Origin of the sequence: Gordonia sp. NPDC062954, from assembly GCF_044543825.1 — a bacterium.
Classification (GTDB): Bacteria; Actinomycetota; Actinomycetes; order Mycobacteriales; family Mycobacteriaceae; genus Gordonia; species Gordonia tangerina.
Genome location: NZ_JBITWL010000004.1, coordinates 1 through 15137, shown reverse-complemented (window position 1 = coordinate 15137; position 15137 = coordinate 1). Strand labels below are relative to the sequence as shown.

Below are 15137 nucleotides of genomic sequence, written 5' to 3'. Positions count from 1 at the left end.
GGCCGTCGGTGCCGACGACGCACATCGTTCCCGCTCCCTCAAGCGAGAGAGCGGGAACGAAGCGGTGGAACGGAACCCCGCGAAACCTAGTGCGCGACCGCCTTTTCCGCACCGACACCGGTCAGCGAGCGAACTTCCATCTCCGCGTTACGTTCCGGGGTGCCGGCATCCTTCGGCGTGGTCAGCGTGCCGACGATGCCGAGCAGGAAGCCCACCGGGATGGAGATGATGCCCGGATTGGACAGCGGGAACCAGGCGAAGTCGGCGCCGGGAATCATCGCGGTCGCCGATCCGGAAACGGCCGGCGAGAAGATGATCAGCACGATCGTCGAGATCAGGCCGCCGTAGATGCTCCACAGCGCACCGCGGGTGTTGAACCGCTTCCAGTACAGCGAGTACAGGATCGTCGGCAGGTTCGCGGCTGCGGCGATGGCGAACGCCAGGGCCACCAGGAAGGCGATGTTCTGACCGTTGGCCAGGATGCCGAGGATGATCGCCATGATGCCCAGCACCACAACGGTGTAGCGCGACACCTTCACCTGGTCGTCCTCGCTGGCCTGGCCGCGCTTGATGACACTGCCGTAGATGTCATGGGCGAACGACGCAGACGCGGTGATGGCCAGGCCGGCGACCACGGCGAGGATGGTCGCGAACGCCACCGCCGAGATGATGCCGAGCAGTACCACGCCACCGAGTTCGAAGGCCAGCAGCGGTGCTGCCGAGTTCTGTCCGCCTGCGGCGTTCATGATCTCGTCCGGGCCGACCAAGGCGGCGGCGCCGTAGCCGAGAATCAGGGTGAACAGGTAGAACGCGCCGATCAGCGCGATGGCCCACACCACCGACCTGCGTGCTTCCTTGGCCGTCGGCACTGTGTAGAAGCGCATCAGCACGTGCGGCAGACCTGCGGTACCGAGCACCAGGGCGATCGCCAGCGAGATGAAGTTGATCTGCGACGAGAGCGATCCGCCGTATTGGGCGCCGGGGGCGAGAACGTCACGGGCGGCGACCTTCTCATCCGACGACCCGGTGATCGCATCCTGTGCAGAGCCGAGGATGCTGGACACGTTCATACCGAACTTCGCCAACACGATGAACGTCATGACCGCGGCACCGGTGATCAGCAGGACGGCCTTGATGATCTGCACCCACGTGGTGCCCTTCATACCGCCGATGAGGACGTAGACGATCATCAGCGCACCGACGATGGCGATCACGATCGACTGGCCGACGCGGCTCTCGATGTCGAGCAGCAGCGCCACCAGACCGCCGGCGCCGGCCATCTGGGCGAGGAGATAGAACAGCGACACCATCAGCGTGGAGATGGCCGCGGCCAACCGCACCGGACGCTGGCGCAGTCGGAAGCTCAGCACGTCGGCCATGGTGAATTTGCCGGTGTTGCGGAGCAATTCGGCCACCAGCAGCAGGGCGACGAGCCATGCGACCAGGAAGCCGATGGAGTAGAGGAAGCCATCGTAGCCGTAGACGGCGATGGCGCCGGCGATGCCGAGGAAGCTGGCCGCCGACAGATAGTCGCCGGCAATGGCAATGCCGTTCTGTGGGCCGGAGAAGCCACGGCCGCCGGTGAAGAAGTCAGCTGCGGACTTGTTGTTCTTGCTCGCCCGGATCACCACGTACATGGTGACGGCGACGAACGCTACGAAGATGGAGATGTTGGCGACCGGGTTGCCGACGGACGCAGCCAGATTGATCGTGGTCATGCGCTGATCTCGCTTTCCATCTTCTCGCGGATAGCGGTGGCCCGCGGGTCGAGGTCACGGTTGGCGAACCGTACGTAGAGCCCAGTGATCACGAAGGTCGTGACAAATTGCAGCAGGCCCAGGATCAGGCCGATGTTGATATCGCCCCAAACCTTTGTGCCCATGAAGTCGGTGGCGAACGCCCCGAGCAGCACATAGAGCGCGTACCACAGCAGGAAGAACGCCGTCAGCGGAAAGACGAACCGGCGCAGTCGATGCCGCAGGTCTTGGAATTCCGGGCTGGCCTGGACTTCCAGCCACTGCTCGCCGGTCGGCGAATGCGACGCCGAGCCGGGCGGATGTTCGATCGTGGACACGCCTACCTCCTGAATGTCTGTGATGACTCTCGACTGGCAAGCGTATTGAGGTGCAAGTCACAGCAGAATGGGGTGTTGTGGGTCACACGGCGAAGTAGTGAGACTGTGCGACGGACGGTCGATGGCGGCCGACGAGCGGTTGGGTGGGGAACCCCTCGCCAAGTCTCGCGGCCGCACAGGGGGCATGAGGCGAGTGCCTCAGCCCGCCGCCCCCTCGCTGGTTGAGCAGCGGCGTGCGAGCTTGCGAGCCCGCCGCATATCGAAACCACCCCACCCGCTCAAAAATCTTCTGCACTATTTTCAAGAAACTCCTTGACATCGAACTGGTGTTCGACCATAGTGGAGTCATGGGAGCTTCGGGGGATCTCACCACCATCACTGATTCTGTTCGTGACCTGCACTTTGCCGACGATATGTCGGGGCGTGCGGCGTTTGATGCGATGACCGCTCTGGTCACGTTGCGTAATCTGATCGACCATCACGCTGCGACGGTGGTCGGCCATCTGGACCGACTGGGTGTGGCCCGTGACCACGGCCGCAAGTTGAGTGAGTTGTTGATCGTGATGGGGCTCGCGCCGGCGGTCGCGTCCCGTCTGATCCGTATCGCCACTGCCCGTGCGCAGCTGCCCACTCTGGGCGCGCATGCCGCCGATGGGGCGATCTCCGCCGAACATGTGGATGCGGTGGGTAAAGGGGTCGATCATGTCGGGAAAAGATCGGCGGAACCGCTCGACGATGTGGCGCGTCTAAACATCGTGACCGAACTTCTCGCCCAATTCTTTTCCGGCGCCACCCCCGCCGACATCGGTAAACGTGCGCGTCGTCTGGGCAACCAGGCCGCCGCCGACACCGGTGGGTTACCGGCATCCGAGGACCGCAACCTCAACGCGCTCGTCCACGATGTCGATGGTGACGGGCGGCTGCAGGTACGCGCCGACCTCAACACCGAAGTCGGCGAAAAATTCTCGGCCGCGATGGAAGAGCTGGCGGCTCCGCGCCCTGAACCCGACGGCTCACCGGATGCGCGTTCCACCGAGCGCCGGCATGCCGACGCCCTCGAAGCGTTGCTGGATATCGCTGCCCGCAGCGGTGATGCGGCCTCGGCGCCCCGTCACCAGCTGCTGGTGTCGGTGCCCGCTGATACTCCTGATTTGGCCGAGTTGCCGTTCATGGGGTCGATCTCCGAAGCCATGTTGCGCACGTTGACGTGCGACACCACCGCGACGGTCGCGATCGTCGATGGTGAGGCGGTGCCGATGGAGATGAGTAAAGACAAACGCCTGTTCCCAGCGTATCTGCGTAAGGCGTTGCACAAGCGGGATCAGTGTTGCATCAAATGCGGCGTGGCGGCCTCCCGCTGCCAAGGCCATCATATTGTGCATTGGGCTGATGGTGGAATCACGGTGTTGGACAACGGCTGTCTGCTGTGCCCGTCGTGTCATGCCGACATCCACCACAACGGGTGGCAGGTGATCATGGGCCACGACCGACATCCCTGGCTCATCCCACCCGTCGCTGTCGACCCGCACCGGCGGCCGATACCGGCCTACAACCGACGCACCCTCAACCTCGACAACCTACCCGCCGCCGCCTGAGCCACGCTGACCGGCGAGTAGGTCACGCAGCCAAGTCTTCCCACGCACCCGATCCCGGTCGGGACCGCAACCGTCCCTTGAGAACTCCATAGAGTGAACCAACGGCGCCGCAACGGTGTCGCGTACCCGACGGCCACATCGGTTGCACAACAACCCATGTGGTGCGCGGTACGCGACACTGTACGCCGGCCGACCGCCTACTCGCTCGGCAGGCGCTCGATCCCCATGCCCAACCGCTCCGGCACGTGCATGCGGGCGAAGGTCCGTGCCAGATCGTCGGGCACTCGGCGACGGGTCGCGAGACTCACCCCGATCATCGTCGCGAACGCCAGTGGCACGGTCACCGCGGCCGGATAGCCGATGATCTCCGCGGGCCAACCGCCGAGCACGTCGTTGCTCACCACCCCGGCGATCGCAAGGCTGGTCGCGGCACCCGAACTCACGCCGCCGACGATGAGCCCGGCAACCGCGCCGGGCGCGGTCAGGCCGCGCCACCAGATGCCCAGCACCAGAAGAGGGCACAACGTCGATGCGGCGACGGCGAACACCAGCCCGACCGTCCGCGACAACTCCAGCGACGACGCCGCCAGCGAGAGACCGATCGGGATGACACCGCCGATGAGCGCGGCGATGCGGAAGTCGCGCACTCGTCCGCGCAGCACGTCCGTGGACAACGCGCCTGCGACGCTGACCAGCAACCCCGACGAGGTAGCGAGGAACGCCGCGATGGCACCAGCGGCCACCAACGCCGCCAGGATCTGCCCGGCCAGCCCCCCGACGGCGGCAGCGGGCAGCAACAACACCGCGGCATCGGACGTACCGGTGATCAGCAACTGCGGTACATACAGGCGTGCGAGGACCCCCAACACGGTCGGGAACAGATAGAACAGCGACAGCAGCGCGATGACCGCCAGCGCAGTGCGTCGCGATGACCGCCCGTCCGGGTTGGTGTAGAACCGCACCAGCACGTGCGGCAGACCCATTGTCCCCAGAAAGGTGGCGATGATCAGCGACAACACCTCGAACAGGGGCTGACGTCCACCCAACCCGCCGCCCGAGGCGATCCAGCCCTCACCAGTCGTCGGCGCACCATCCACGACCGGGGTTGCCGCGCCGGCCTCGAGTCGGATGACACTGCCCGCGCCGACCTCGTGGGTGCCGATGCTGGGGAACGGCGCGGCGTCCACATCCGCGCCGTCGAGGGTGCCTGTGATGAGTAGTCCGTCGACCTCGGGGACGGTCATCGTGACCGGGGTGGTGACATTCACCGTGGTCGCCTGATCCACCCGCGGCGGCACCGGATCTCCCAACGCCGCACGGTCGGTGAGAAACACGCCGAGCAACACCAGAGCGGGCACCGCGATGGCGGTCAGTTTGAGCCAATACTGAAACGCCTGCACAAAGGTGATCGACCGCATGCCGCCGCCGACCACGTTGACGATGACGATGGCCCCCACGGCGACCGCACCCACCCACACCGGTGCGCCGAGCAGGATGTTCAGGGTCAGCCCGGCACCTTGCAGCTGCGGGATCAGATAGAGCACGCACACCACCACGACCACGGTCATCGACGTCAGGCGTGCGGCGCGGGAGTTCAGTCGGAACTCGGCGAAGTCGGGCACGGTATAGGCGCCGGATCGGCGCAGCGGAGCGGCGACGAACAACAGCAGCCCCAAATAGCCGGCGGTGAATCCGATCGGATACCACAGGGCATCGGCCCCATATTTGGCGACGAGCCCGGCGACACCGAGAAAGGATGCGGCCGAGAGGTACTCGCCGGACACCGCGGCAGCATTCCATCGCGGTCCGACACTGCGGGAGGCCACCAGGAAGTCCGAGGTGGTGCGCGACAGTCGGCCACCGTAGGCGCCAACGGCGACGGTGGCGATGGCCGCCAGCCCCAGGGCGATCGCGGTGAGGGCGTCGACGTCGGTGTTCATTCGTGGTCGGTCTCGTCGTCGACGACCCGTAGGAAGTCACGCTCGGCCTGCTCGGCGAAGTGCACATAGATCCGACCGGCCACATAGAGCAGCGGATAGAGCGCGAACACCAGCACCAACCAGTTCAGGCGCACGCCGAGGATCTCCACCGAGGTCAGCCACGGAAACACGGTGCCGGTCAACGGGATCGCCACGATCACGACGATCACGGCCGCTGCCAGCCGCAACGCGATCCCCAGCTGCGCGCGCATCAAACCGCGGACCAGCGCGTCACCCACCTCGGTCTGCTCCTGCACCTCGACGCGGGTGCGCATCATGCGGGCGCCGCGACGCTGTGACAGCACGACCCGTTCGCGGCGGGGTGGCTGTTCGGTCATGGCTCGCCGTCGGAACGATACTGGCGCATGGGATCGCGGATCAGCAGATCCTTGAGTTCGCGCAGTTGGCGTCGGCTCACCGGCAACTCGACGGCCTCCGAGGCGCCGTTGGCACGTACCGCCACCACCGTCGACGACCCGGTGGCGCGCAGACCGGTGACCATCGGCAACGCCACCAGATAGGAGCGGTGCACCCGCTGAAATCCGTGATCCTGCCAGCGGGTGGCCAACGTGGACAGCGGAATCCGCACCAGATGTGCGCCGGTGTCGGAGTGCAGTCGGGCATAGTCGCCGACCGCCTCCACCCAGGAGATGCTGTCGCGGCGAACCAGTGAGGTCACCCCGGACATCTCCACCGGGATGACCTCGTCGGTGGCGCCGGCGCGAACCGCCGGATCGGAAGTGCGTGGCGCGGTGTCGCGACCGGCGAGCACACGTGTGATCGCCTGCTCGAGTCGTTGCTCACGTAGTGGTTTCAGCAAGTAGTCGACGGCACCGACGTCGAAGGCGTCGACCGCCTTGTCGTCGTGCGCGGTCACGAACACCACCTGCGGGGGTTCGGCGTACTGCCGCAAAACCCCGGCGAGTTCCAGACCGCTCAGACCGGGCATGTTGATGTCCAAGAAGATGGCGTCGATACGCCGCTCGCTGAGTTCGCGCAGGGCGTGCGTGGCGTCGCCTGCCGTATGCACCTCGCCGACCTCGGGTTGGCGTCCGAGCAGGTAGGCCAGTTCGTCGAGTGCCGGCGGTTCGTCGTCGACGGCAAGGACGACGAGGGTCATCGGCCACCTCCTTGCACCACCGAGATCGTCACGCGCGGATACCGGCACGGAACTTGGGGACGCGCATGCCGACCCGCGTACCCGCACCCACACCGGTGTCGACCACTAGACCGTAGTCGTTGCCGAATGCGGCGCGCAGTCGATGGTCCACATTCGTCAGCCCCACGTGCGCCCCGTCGGATTCGCTGCGTTCACCAGATGCAGACGGCGCGTCGAGCGCGTCGATGTCGCCGGACCGCAACAGCTCCGGATCCATTCCCACGCCGTCGTCCTCGATGGTGATGACGCAGTCGGCACCCTCGTCGGCCGCGGTGATGGTGATGGTCCCGCCGCCCTTGCCTGCCAGCCCGTGGCGAACGGCGTTCTCCACCAGCGGTTGCAGCGCGAGAAACGGTACGACGACGTTGAGGACCTCGGGCGCCACCTGCAGCTTCACATCCAGCGCCGGCCCGAACCGTGCGCGCTCGAGGGTCAGGTAACGGTCGATGTTGCGCAATTCGTCGGCCAGAATCGTGAACTCGCCTGCGGCGCGGAACGAGTAGCGGGTGAAGTCGGCGAAGTCCAGGATCAGCTCCCGGGCGCGGTCGGGGTCGGTGCGCACGAACGATGCGATCGTGTTCAGCGCGTTGTAGATGAAGTGTGGACTGATCTGTGCTCGCAACGCCAACACCTCGGCGCGATCGAGTCGTGCCCGGGACGCCTCGAGTTCGGCGAGCTCGATCTGACTGGACACGTACCGGGCGACCTCGCCGACCGCGCCGAGCATGCCGGGCCCGGGACGATGGGTGGTGGCGACCACCAGCACCCCGACACTGGTGTCCTCGCCTGCGAGGGGTGCCGCGACCAGTGCGCGTACCGGCGACTCCGTGCCGCACGGATCGTTGACCAACACCCGGCGCTGGTCGTCGTCGGCGATCGTGGCGGTGTCCGCGGCTGCCGCGACCAACTGGGTGTCCCAGAACGGATCGTCGTCGGGTTCGCGGGCCAACAGTGCGCCGTGCGCGTCGTAGAGTGCGACGGCATCGGCGGCGGTCAGGGCCCGCAGGTGCGGTACGGCATCGCGTGCCGACTCCGCCGAGAGCCCGGTACGCAACGACCGAGCCGCCCGGGATGCCGTCTGCAGGGCGAAATGCACGGCACGTTCAGTGGGGGTGGAGACCACCCGCCGGGTGCGGATCAAGACCACTGCAATCACCACGACCAGGACGGCCACCACCGCCAGCGCTACCGCGAGCTGTCCGGACATGGCTCCAACACTCTCATCCCTGATGCGCTGAGACCATCGAGACCAACAGGCCGGCTGCACGCTCAGCACATATCCGTGCGCGCGCAACCAGATGGCGGGGACGGGCCATCCCTACGGTGATCGCATCCGGTTTCGAGAAAGGTCGCCGATGTCTGCTCTCCGTCCTGATCTGCGTCTCTGGATCACCCGCGCCGCGCTGGTCCTCTCCGCGCTGGCACTCCTCTTGGGCGTGGCAGCGGGGCCCGCGTCCGCGCAGAACCCGAAACCGACGATCGTGCTCATGCATGGCGCGTTCGCCGACTCCTCGGGGTGGAAGGACGTGGCGGCAAACCTCCGGGGGCAGGGCTACACCGTGCAGACCTTCGACAACCCGCTCCGGTCGCCGGCCTATGACTCCGCGCAACTGGAGAAGAAGCTCACCGATATCCCCGGTCCGATCGTGCTCGTCGGGCACTCCTACGGCGGGTTCGTCATCACCAACACCCACGATCCCGACGTCCGCGCCAACGTGTACATCGCTGCGTTCGCCCCGGCCTCCGGCGAATTCGTCCAGGGTCTGCTGAATCCGATCACCTATCCGGGCAGTCGGTTGCTGCCCCCCGCGCTGCAGGTGAAGGTGGTCGAGAACGACCCGACCGGAATCGCCGGCCGCAACATCGACGGCTACATCGCCCAACCGTACTTCCGCGACATCTTTGTCCAGGACGTCTCACCGGCGGTGGCCGCCGACATGTACGCCCACCAGAAGTCGGCGGCGCTGGCGGCCAACCTCGAACCGTCCGGCGCCCCCTCGTGGACCACGGTGCCGAGTTGGTATCTGATCTCGCAGCAAGACCGGGTCATCCCGCCCGCGCTGCAACGCTTCATGGCGTCGCGTGCAGCACCCGGACGCACCGCCGCGGTGGATGCCTCACACGCCTCGCTGGTTTCGCGGCCGGACGCGGTGACCGCGATCATCCTGTCCGCCGCGACCGCGGTGAGTAGCTGACGCGTACCCACGGGTCGACAGCAGGCGCGCCAAGGGCAGCCGATGTCCCGCAGCGACGGGTGGTCGGAGTTGATGCACCGGATCGACGCTCTGCTGGCAGACCACATCGCAGATCTCGATCTGACGGTGGCCACCGTCGCGCACGCGGTCGGGGTGACGGAGTGTGAGCTACGCCGGATCACCTCCGAGAAGGACGTCGACGTGCAGCGTTGGATCGTCGGGGCACGTCTGTCGCGCGCTCGCCATGACCTGATGTCCGCACCTGTGGAGCCTGATGCGGTGTTTGCGCGTGAGCACGGATTCCGCGATCTCGCCGCACTCGCGGTGGCCTTCACCACCACCTACGGCCTGACGCCGTACGCCTGGTGGGCGATGCGGGCCGAGGGTTGAGACCGATCTGGCCGAGATTGCGCGTGGCGTCGAAGTACGCAGTATTATTGCTGGTCACAGCGCTGTCGCAATTGTGGGATCGGCCAGTCACCCAGGGAGAGACATGGCGATCGTGTTTCGTTCCGCCGACGTTGCGGTCAACGACCGCGAAGAGGTCACCCGAACTTCATTCCTCGAGCAGTCCTGGCCGACCACGGTGGACCTCGACGAACCGACCGCAGCCGACTCGTTCATCGAGGTGTTCACCTACGGCCGGGCCAGTATCTTCCGCGCCCAGATGACCGGGGTGCATCTGTCCAGGTCGGCCCGGCAGGTGCGGTCGAGTCCGGCGGATGTGCTGGCCATCGCTGTTCAGGAACGCAGCACAGCACGCCACGAGATGTACGGCCGCCAGCGTGCGGTGGCGCCGCGCGACCTGATGGTCAACGACATGAACTCGCCCTACCGATACGCCTGGCCGGGCCGCGGAAGTTCACGCGCGCTATATGTTCCGCTCGCCGACCTGAACCTGCCGACCGACGTGGTCCGGGCGGCGTCGACCCGGCTGCCCGCCAGCCCGGTGTACCCGTTGCTGCGCACCTGCATCGACCAGATGACCGACGCCGGTGATCGGCTCAGCGCCGATCCCGGCACCGCCGAGTCCGTGGGGGCGGTCGCAATCGATGTGGCGCGTGCGCTGCTGACGTCGGCATACGACATCGAGTACGGCCGTGGGCCGATGGCCGACGTGCTGTTGCCTCGCATCCGCGGCTACGTTCGTCGCCACCTCGGCGAACCCGATCTGTCGCCGGCGATGATCGCAGCCGCGCATGACATCTCGGTTCGTCGGCTCTTCACGATCTGCGCCGCGGCGGACTTCAGCATCGAACAGTGGATCATCTCCTCCCGGCTCGAAGGTATCCGTGACGAACTCGCGCGACCCGAATCCCGACACCGATCGGTGGCGGAGATATCCCGTCGCTGGGGATTGACCAACCCCTCCTATGTGAGTCGGCGCTTCCGCGCGACGTTCGGGATGAGCCCGAGGATGTGGCGTCAACTCGCGCTGTCCGCGGAGCGGTGATGTTCCCGTGAGTCAGCTCCCGGCGCCACAGCGATTGGCCGATCACATCGGCGTGTCGACGCCCCGCGGGCATTGCGTCGGCACGCCGGACACATACGTCACCCCGATGGGGGATGACATGTGGTTGACCCGCATCCGATATCACGGCATCGCGGTGACCGACAATCGACGGTTACCGGGTATCGCGCTCCGGATTTTGGTCGCGGTACCCGACAACGACCGGTGGATTCTGCGGCGTGGACGTGATCTTGCGCAGGCGAATCCCTGCGTGCTTGCCGTCGCCGACCCGTCCGAACCCCTCGACTTCCGAGCGTTCGGTCCGGGAAACGCTGTGGTACTGGACTTTCCAATGTCCTGGCTCACTCTCCCGGTCGACACAGTCCGACGTGGTATCGACGGGCTGGACGATGCCAACCCGCTGTCGGCGTTCGTCGGCGAGCACCTGACCCACCTCGGGGGTGTCGGAGCGACCTGTCCGATGATGCTGCCCGACCTGGCACCGCCGACGATCCAGCTCATCCGTTCCCTGTTGCTCATGTCGGTCCGGACGGGCGAACCCAGCCCGTCAACTGAACTCATCGTGCGGGTGAAGCTCTATATCGACGAACACCTCACCGACGCCGACCTGTGCGCGGGTCTCATAGCGTCACAGCACAGCATCTCTACCCGAAAGCTGTATGCGGAGTGGCCGAACGACGGCCCCGCACTCGGTGACTACATCATCCGGCGGCGGCTCGAACGCGCCCGCGATGCGCTGATCACCCGGCGCCATCTCACCATTCCAGCCGTCGCGCGCTCACACGGGTTCGTCGACCCCACCCACTTCGCGAAACGATTCCGCATGGCCTTCGGTGTTTCGCCGTCACAGTGGCGCCGCGACAACGCCGGGTGATGAGCATCGCCGGCCATGCCGGTCACCGCACGCAGAGCACACAATTGTGCGTGCACGACCAGATCGGGCGGCAGTTTCGGCCGTAGGGTGGCCGCGCGCACATCGCACCGAGCTTCGCCTCGCACCCCGATCAGGATCGGAGCCCGTCATGGCCACACCCGACACCATCGTCCTCATCCATGGCCTGTGGGTCACGCCGCGGTCCTGGGAACACTGGGTGCCCTACTACGAAGCCAAGGGCTACCGGGTGATCACGCCCGCCTATCCGGGCTTCGACATCGAGGTCGAGGCGTTGCGTGAGAATCCGGATGTGATCGCGACACTCACGGTGCCGCAGACGGTCGATCACCTGGCGGGTGTGGTCGAGGCGCTTCCGACCCCGCCGATCCTCATGGGGCACTCGTTCGGTGGCATCATGACCCAGTTACTCGTCGATCGTGGGCTTGGCGCCGCCGGCGTGGTGATCGACTCCGCGCCCACCGAGGGCGTGCGCACTCAGCCGCCATCGCAGGTCAAATCGCTGCTGCCGATTCTCACCCGGTGGTCCAACCGCCACAAGGCCGCCGGGTTCACCCCGGAGCAGTGGCATTACGCGTTCACCAACACCCTCGACGATGCGGAGTCCCAGGCCGTCTACGATCGCTATGCGATTCCCGCACCCGGGGCATGGGTGTTCCGTTACGGAGTGTTCGCGAATCTTCTTCCCGGACATCAGGAGACGTGGGTAGACTACGGCCGGAGTGATCGTGCGCCACTGCTGTTCATCGCCGGGGGAGCCGACCACATCATGCCAGCCGCGGTGAACAAGTCCAACGCCCGCAAGTACCGGAAGTCGGGGGGCGGTCACGGACTTCCATGAGTTCCCCGGACGTTCGCACTGGACCTGTGGTGAACCGGGTTGGGAGGCGGTCGCCGATCATGCCCTTGACTGGGCGGTTGCGCAGACGTCGCCGCGCTCGCCAGAGACCCTGCCACACACTCCGTGAGGGCCGTCACTCAGTAGACCGCCCACTCCGACTGCGCATAGCGCAAAATGCGCGGATCCATCAGCGTCGACGGGGGCATGTCCAGCGGTGGACGATCTGCGGGGAACACCGATGCTGCGGTCAGCTCCGCCTGGTCGAGGAAGCGAAGGGGCGCCGGAAGGTCAAGGGCGAGCTGGGGTTCGGTGTCACCGGCGAGGAAGTAGCCCCAATCGCCGAACGAGGGGACGTCGACGTGATAGGGCAGCGTGCGCAGACCGGCCGAGGCCGCGGTTGCGCCGATGCACCAGAACGACTTCGGAGCGAAGTACGGCGAACCGGCCTGGATCACGGCTCGACCACCATCGGCGAGATGGGCGCCGACCAACGAGTAGAACTCCGTGGAATACAGTTTGGCAGTTGATGATTCGTCCGGATCGGGCATATCGACGATGATGACGTCGAACACGCCGGAGTTCTCGCGCAACCAGGAGAAGGCATCGGCGGTGATGACGGTGCTGCGCGGGTCGTCCAGCGACCCCTCGTTGAGTCGTGCCAGTCGTTCGTCCTGTCGGCCGAGCCGAATCATCTCCGGGTCGAGTTCCACCAGGGTCGCCGAGGCATCGGGGTAGCGCAGCACCTCGCGTAGTGCCAGGCCGTCTCCGCCGCCGAGGACCAGAACCCGCTGGTGTGTGCCCGCCATCGCCGGATGCACCAGCGACTCGTGATACCGGTACTCGTCGATCGACGAGAACTGCAGGTCGCCGTTGAGATAGAGCCGGGTGTCGGGGCCCAGGGGCGTGGTTCTCTCGGTGATCACGATGTCCTGGTACGGAGTTCGCTCAGCGGCGACGATCGGGTCGCGGAACATCGCCTGCCGGGCGGTCACCTCGAACCGGTCGGCGAACACCATGCCGGCGATCAGTGCAGCGATGACCGAGACCGCGGCGACACCGAGGACTGCCCGTGCCGGACCTGACAGGTCGTGCCGGAAGACACCGAACACGAGGAAGGAGCCTGCGGCGGCGTTGACCAGACCCACCACCAGGGCGCCCTCGAGTTGCCCGAACAGTGGCAGCAGCAGGAACGGGAAACACAGACCACCGACGAGCGCACCGATGTAGTCGACGGCGAACATGTCGGCGACCGCGCTGCCGGCGTCCTGTCGGCGGATGCGCTGCAACAGCACCATCAGCAACGGGATCTCGGCGCCGATCAGCACGCCCAGCACAAACGCGACCACCACCAGCGCGGGCGTGTACAGGGCCAGATAGGCGAACGCCGCATACAGCGCCATCACCGACAAGCCGCCGAGTAACGCCAATGCCAGTTCGATCGCGGCGAAGGTGACGATCGGCCGCGACTGCAGGGGTTTGGCGGCCAGCGACCCGATGCCCATCGCGAACACCATCACCGCCAACACGATCGACGCCTGGGTCGCGGTGTTGCCGATCAGGAACGAGCCCAGCGACACAAGCGCGAGCTCGTAGACGAGGCCGCACGCCGCGCAGACGAAGACGACGGCGAGCAGCGCCGCACGTGACCACCGGGCCGAGGGCCGCGCCGCGTCGTCGGCGACCGGGAAGTCGGTCAGCTCGGGCTCGGGCTGCGCGGAGTCATCGGTGGCGGTCATGGTCGAGACGAAAGGTGACTACAGGATGGAAACTGCGACGATCAGCGCGATCCCGATGTGCACGACACCGTGCACCCACACCGCCGGGTGACTGTCCGGGTGGACGACCAGCTCGCCGAGCTTGCCGGGCGTGAACAGGTCGATGATGTAGAAGGTGATCGTCATGATGGCGACCCCGATGACGGTGTACACGACGGTGTAGGTGAGGCCTTCCACGAGTCGGCCCTCGCTTGCCACGATCGCCGCCGCGACGATGATGGCGACGGCGAAGGCGTTGGAGCCGACCAGTATTCCGGCATTGCGGTTGCGGTCGGCCCACAGCAGGTGCCGCAGGTTTCCGGGGGTCATGGCGTCGATGACCGCAAACGATGCCAGCATGAGGACCATGCCGGTCCCGCCGTATGCTGCGGCTGCGTAGCCATTTCGGACGATGTCGGTGAGCACGTGTCCTCCGGTTCAGATGGTGATGCGCGTCGGATGGGGGATCGAGGGTGGTGCGATGGTCGAGCTGGTGGTCATTTGCCGCCGCCTCCTGAGCCGCCGCCGCGGTAGCTACTGCCCGAGCCGCCGAAATTCGGTGTCGGAACCCAGAAGCCGCCCACATACGGCAGGAAGTGGTTGTACCCGGATCGGTAGTCGCGGCTCAGCATGACCTTGGTGGTCCCGGCCGCGAGCGGGAACAGTCCGACAACGTAGTCCGGATACTGCAGGAATTCGGTGCCCGCGACGTTGGCGGTGTTCGCAGTGTCACCGGCGCGCTGATCGGTGGGCTGTTCCACCCCGCTCAACTCGGAGGCCACCGACGACGGTGTGCCCTGTGCGACATAGGCGTCGACGCTGCCCTCGTCGAGCGCGGGGTCTCGCTGGTAATTCGCGGTGATGTAGTTGCGGACGTTGGCGTTGTCGCCGGTGAGCCCGTTGATGGCCTTCGCCGAACAGGTGCCGACGATCGCGAACACTGCGATCATGACGATCACCGCGACGATGATGTTGCGGGTGCGGTGCAGGCCGCGGCGAGGGTCGTCGCCGAATCCGGGGGTCGGGCGGAATCCGCCGGGTGGCGGGCCGCCGGGCGGGGGGGGGGGGGGGGGGGGGGGGGGGGGGGGGGCGGGGGGGGGGCGCCCCCCCGGGGGGGGGGGGGGGGCGGCGGGGGGGGGGGTGTGTTTGCGGGGGGCCCCAGCCCCCCCGCCCCACC

Annotated in this window: 15 protein-coding genes; 6 read left to right on the top strand and 9 right to left on the bottom strand. The window is 66.4% G+C overall.

Annotation, left to right across the window (positions count from 1 at the left end; genetic code table 11):
- Nucleotides 1–86: 86 nt before the first annotated feature.
- Together ACIGKQ_RS05635 and ACIGKQ_RS05630 are read right to left on the bottom strand one after the other, a co-directional pair.
- Complete coding sequence (locus ACIGKQ_RS05635; RefSeq protein WP_266060306.1) at nt 87–1718, bottom strand: cation acetate symporter; 1632 nt, start codon at nt 1716–1718, stop codon at nt 87–89.
- Entirely contained in the window at nt 1715–2074 is a 360-nt protein-coding gene (locus tag ACIGKQ_RS05630) for a DUF485 domain-containing protein (protein ID WP_266060308.1), read from the bottom strand. Before ACIGKQ_RS05630 ends, ACIGKQ_RS05635 begins: the two co-directional genes overlap by 4 nt.
- A gap of 347 nt (nt 2075–2421) precedes the next feature.
- Between ACIGKQ_RS05630 and ACIGKQ_RS05625 the strand changes: the two genes are divergently transcribed.
- A complete protein-coding gene (locus ACIGKQ_RS05625; RefSeq protein ID WP_396572659.1) occupies nt 2422–3669 on the top strand; it encodes a DUF222 domain-containing protein in 1248 nt (415 codons plus the stop codon).
- 197 nt (nt 3670–3866) lie between these two features.
- On the opposite strand, the gene ACIGKQ_RS05620 is transcribed toward ACIGKQ_RS05625, so the two are convergent.
- The 4 genes from ACIGKQ_RS05620 to ACIGKQ_RS05605 are packed head-to-tail and all read right to left on the bottom strand — an operon-like array spanning nt 3867 to nt 8014.
- Nucleotides 3867–5609, bottom strand: coding sequence for a cation acetate symporter (locus tag ACIGKQ_RS05620; RefSeq protein ID WP_396572657.1), 1743 nt, complete (start codon nt 5607–5609; stop codon nt 3867–3869).
- On the bottom strand, nt 5606–5986 hold the full coding sequence (locus ACIGKQ_RS05615) for a hypothetical protein (RefSeq protein ID WP_235723906.1): 381 nt from the start codon (nt 5984–5986) through the stop codon (nt 5606–5608). The genes ACIGKQ_RS05620 and ACIGKQ_RS05615 overlap by 4 nt, the downstream gene beginning before the upstream one ends.
- Nucleotides 5983–6768 carry a LytR/AlgR family response regulator transcription factor gene (locus ACIGKQ_RS05610; protein ID WP_396572655.1) on the bottom strand — a complete coding sequence of 262 codons (786 nt, stop codon included), beginning with the start codon at nt 6766–6768 and terminating at the stop codon, nt 5983–5985. Before ACIGKQ_RS05610 ends, ACIGKQ_RS05615 begins: the two co-directional genes overlap by 4 nt.
- Nucleotides 6769–6796: 28 nt before the next feature.
- Nucleotides 6797–8014: a sensor histidine kinase gene (locus tag ACIGKQ_RS05605; protein WP_235723908.1), complete on the bottom strand. Its 1218-nt coding sequence runs from the start codon at nt 8012–8014 to the stop codon at nt 6797–6799.
- Nucleotides 8015–8162: 148 nt separating this feature from the next.
- Here ACIGKQ_RS05605 and ACIGKQ_RS05600 point away from each other — a divergent pair, with 148 nt between their 5' ends.
- From ACIGKQ_RS05600 to ACIGKQ_RS05580, 5 genes are all read left to right on the top strand, one after another.
- A complete protein-coding gene (locus tag ACIGKQ_RS05600) occupies nt 8163–9002 on the top strand; it encodes an alpha/beta hydrolase (RefSeq protein WP_235723909.1) in 840 nt (279 codons plus the stop codon).
- A gap of 42 nt (nt 9003–9044) precedes the next feature.
- The gene (locus ACIGKQ_RS05595; protein ID WP_235723910.1) at nt 9045–9392 is read left to right on the top strand and encodes a helix-turn-helix domain-containing protein; all 348 of its coding nucleotides are present in this window, start codon (nt 9045–9047) and stop codon (nt 9390–9392) included.
- Nucleotides 9393–9495: 103 nt separating this feature from the next.
- A complete protein-coding gene (locus ACIGKQ_RS05590; protein ID WP_235723911.1) occupies nt 9496–10455 on the top strand; it encodes a helix-turn-helix domain-containing protein in 960 nt (319 codons plus the stop codon).
- Nucleotides 10456–10462: 7 nt separating this feature from the next.
- Nucleotides 10463–11347 carry an AraC family transcriptional regulator gene (locus ACIGKQ_RS05585; protein WP_396572652.1) on the top strand — a complete coding sequence of 295 codons (885 nt, stop codon included), beginning with the start codon at nt 10463–10465 and terminating at the stop codon, nt 11345–11347.
- 148 nt (nt 11348–11495) lie between these two features.
- Nucleotides 11496–12206, top strand: a complete 711-nt coding sequence (locus ACIGKQ_RS05580) for an alpha/beta fold hydrolase (RefSeq protein WP_396572650.1) — start codon at nt 11496–11498, stop codon at nt 12204–12206.
- 137 nt (nt 12207–12343) lie between these two features.
- On the opposite strand, the gene ACIGKQ_RS05575 is transcribed toward ACIGKQ_RS05580, so the two are convergent.
- From ACIGKQ_RS05575 to ACIGKQ_RS05565, 3 genes are all read right to left on the bottom strand, one after another.
- The gene (locus ACIGKQ_RS05575) at nt 12344–13942 is read right to left on the bottom strand and encodes a polyamine aminopropyltransferase (protein WP_396572648.1); all 1599 of its coding nucleotides are present in this window, start codon (nt 13940–13942) and stop codon (nt 12344–12346) included.
- An 18-nt stretch (nt 13943–13960) separates the two neighbouring features.
- Nucleotides 13961–14386 carry a DUF350 domain-containing protein gene (locus tag ACIGKQ_RS05570; protein WP_266060325.1) on the bottom strand — a complete coding sequence of 142 codons (426 nt, stop codon included), beginning with the start codon at nt 14384–14386 and terminating at the stop codon, nt 13961–13963.
- A gap of 71 nt (nt 14387–14457) precedes the next feature.
- Nucleotides 14458–14949, bottom strand: a complete 492-nt coding sequence (locus tag ACIGKQ_RS05565; protein WP_396572868.1) for a DUF4247 domain-containing protein — start codon at nt 14947–14949, stop codon at nt 14458–14460.
- Nucleotides 14950–15137: the final 188 nt, after the last annotated feature.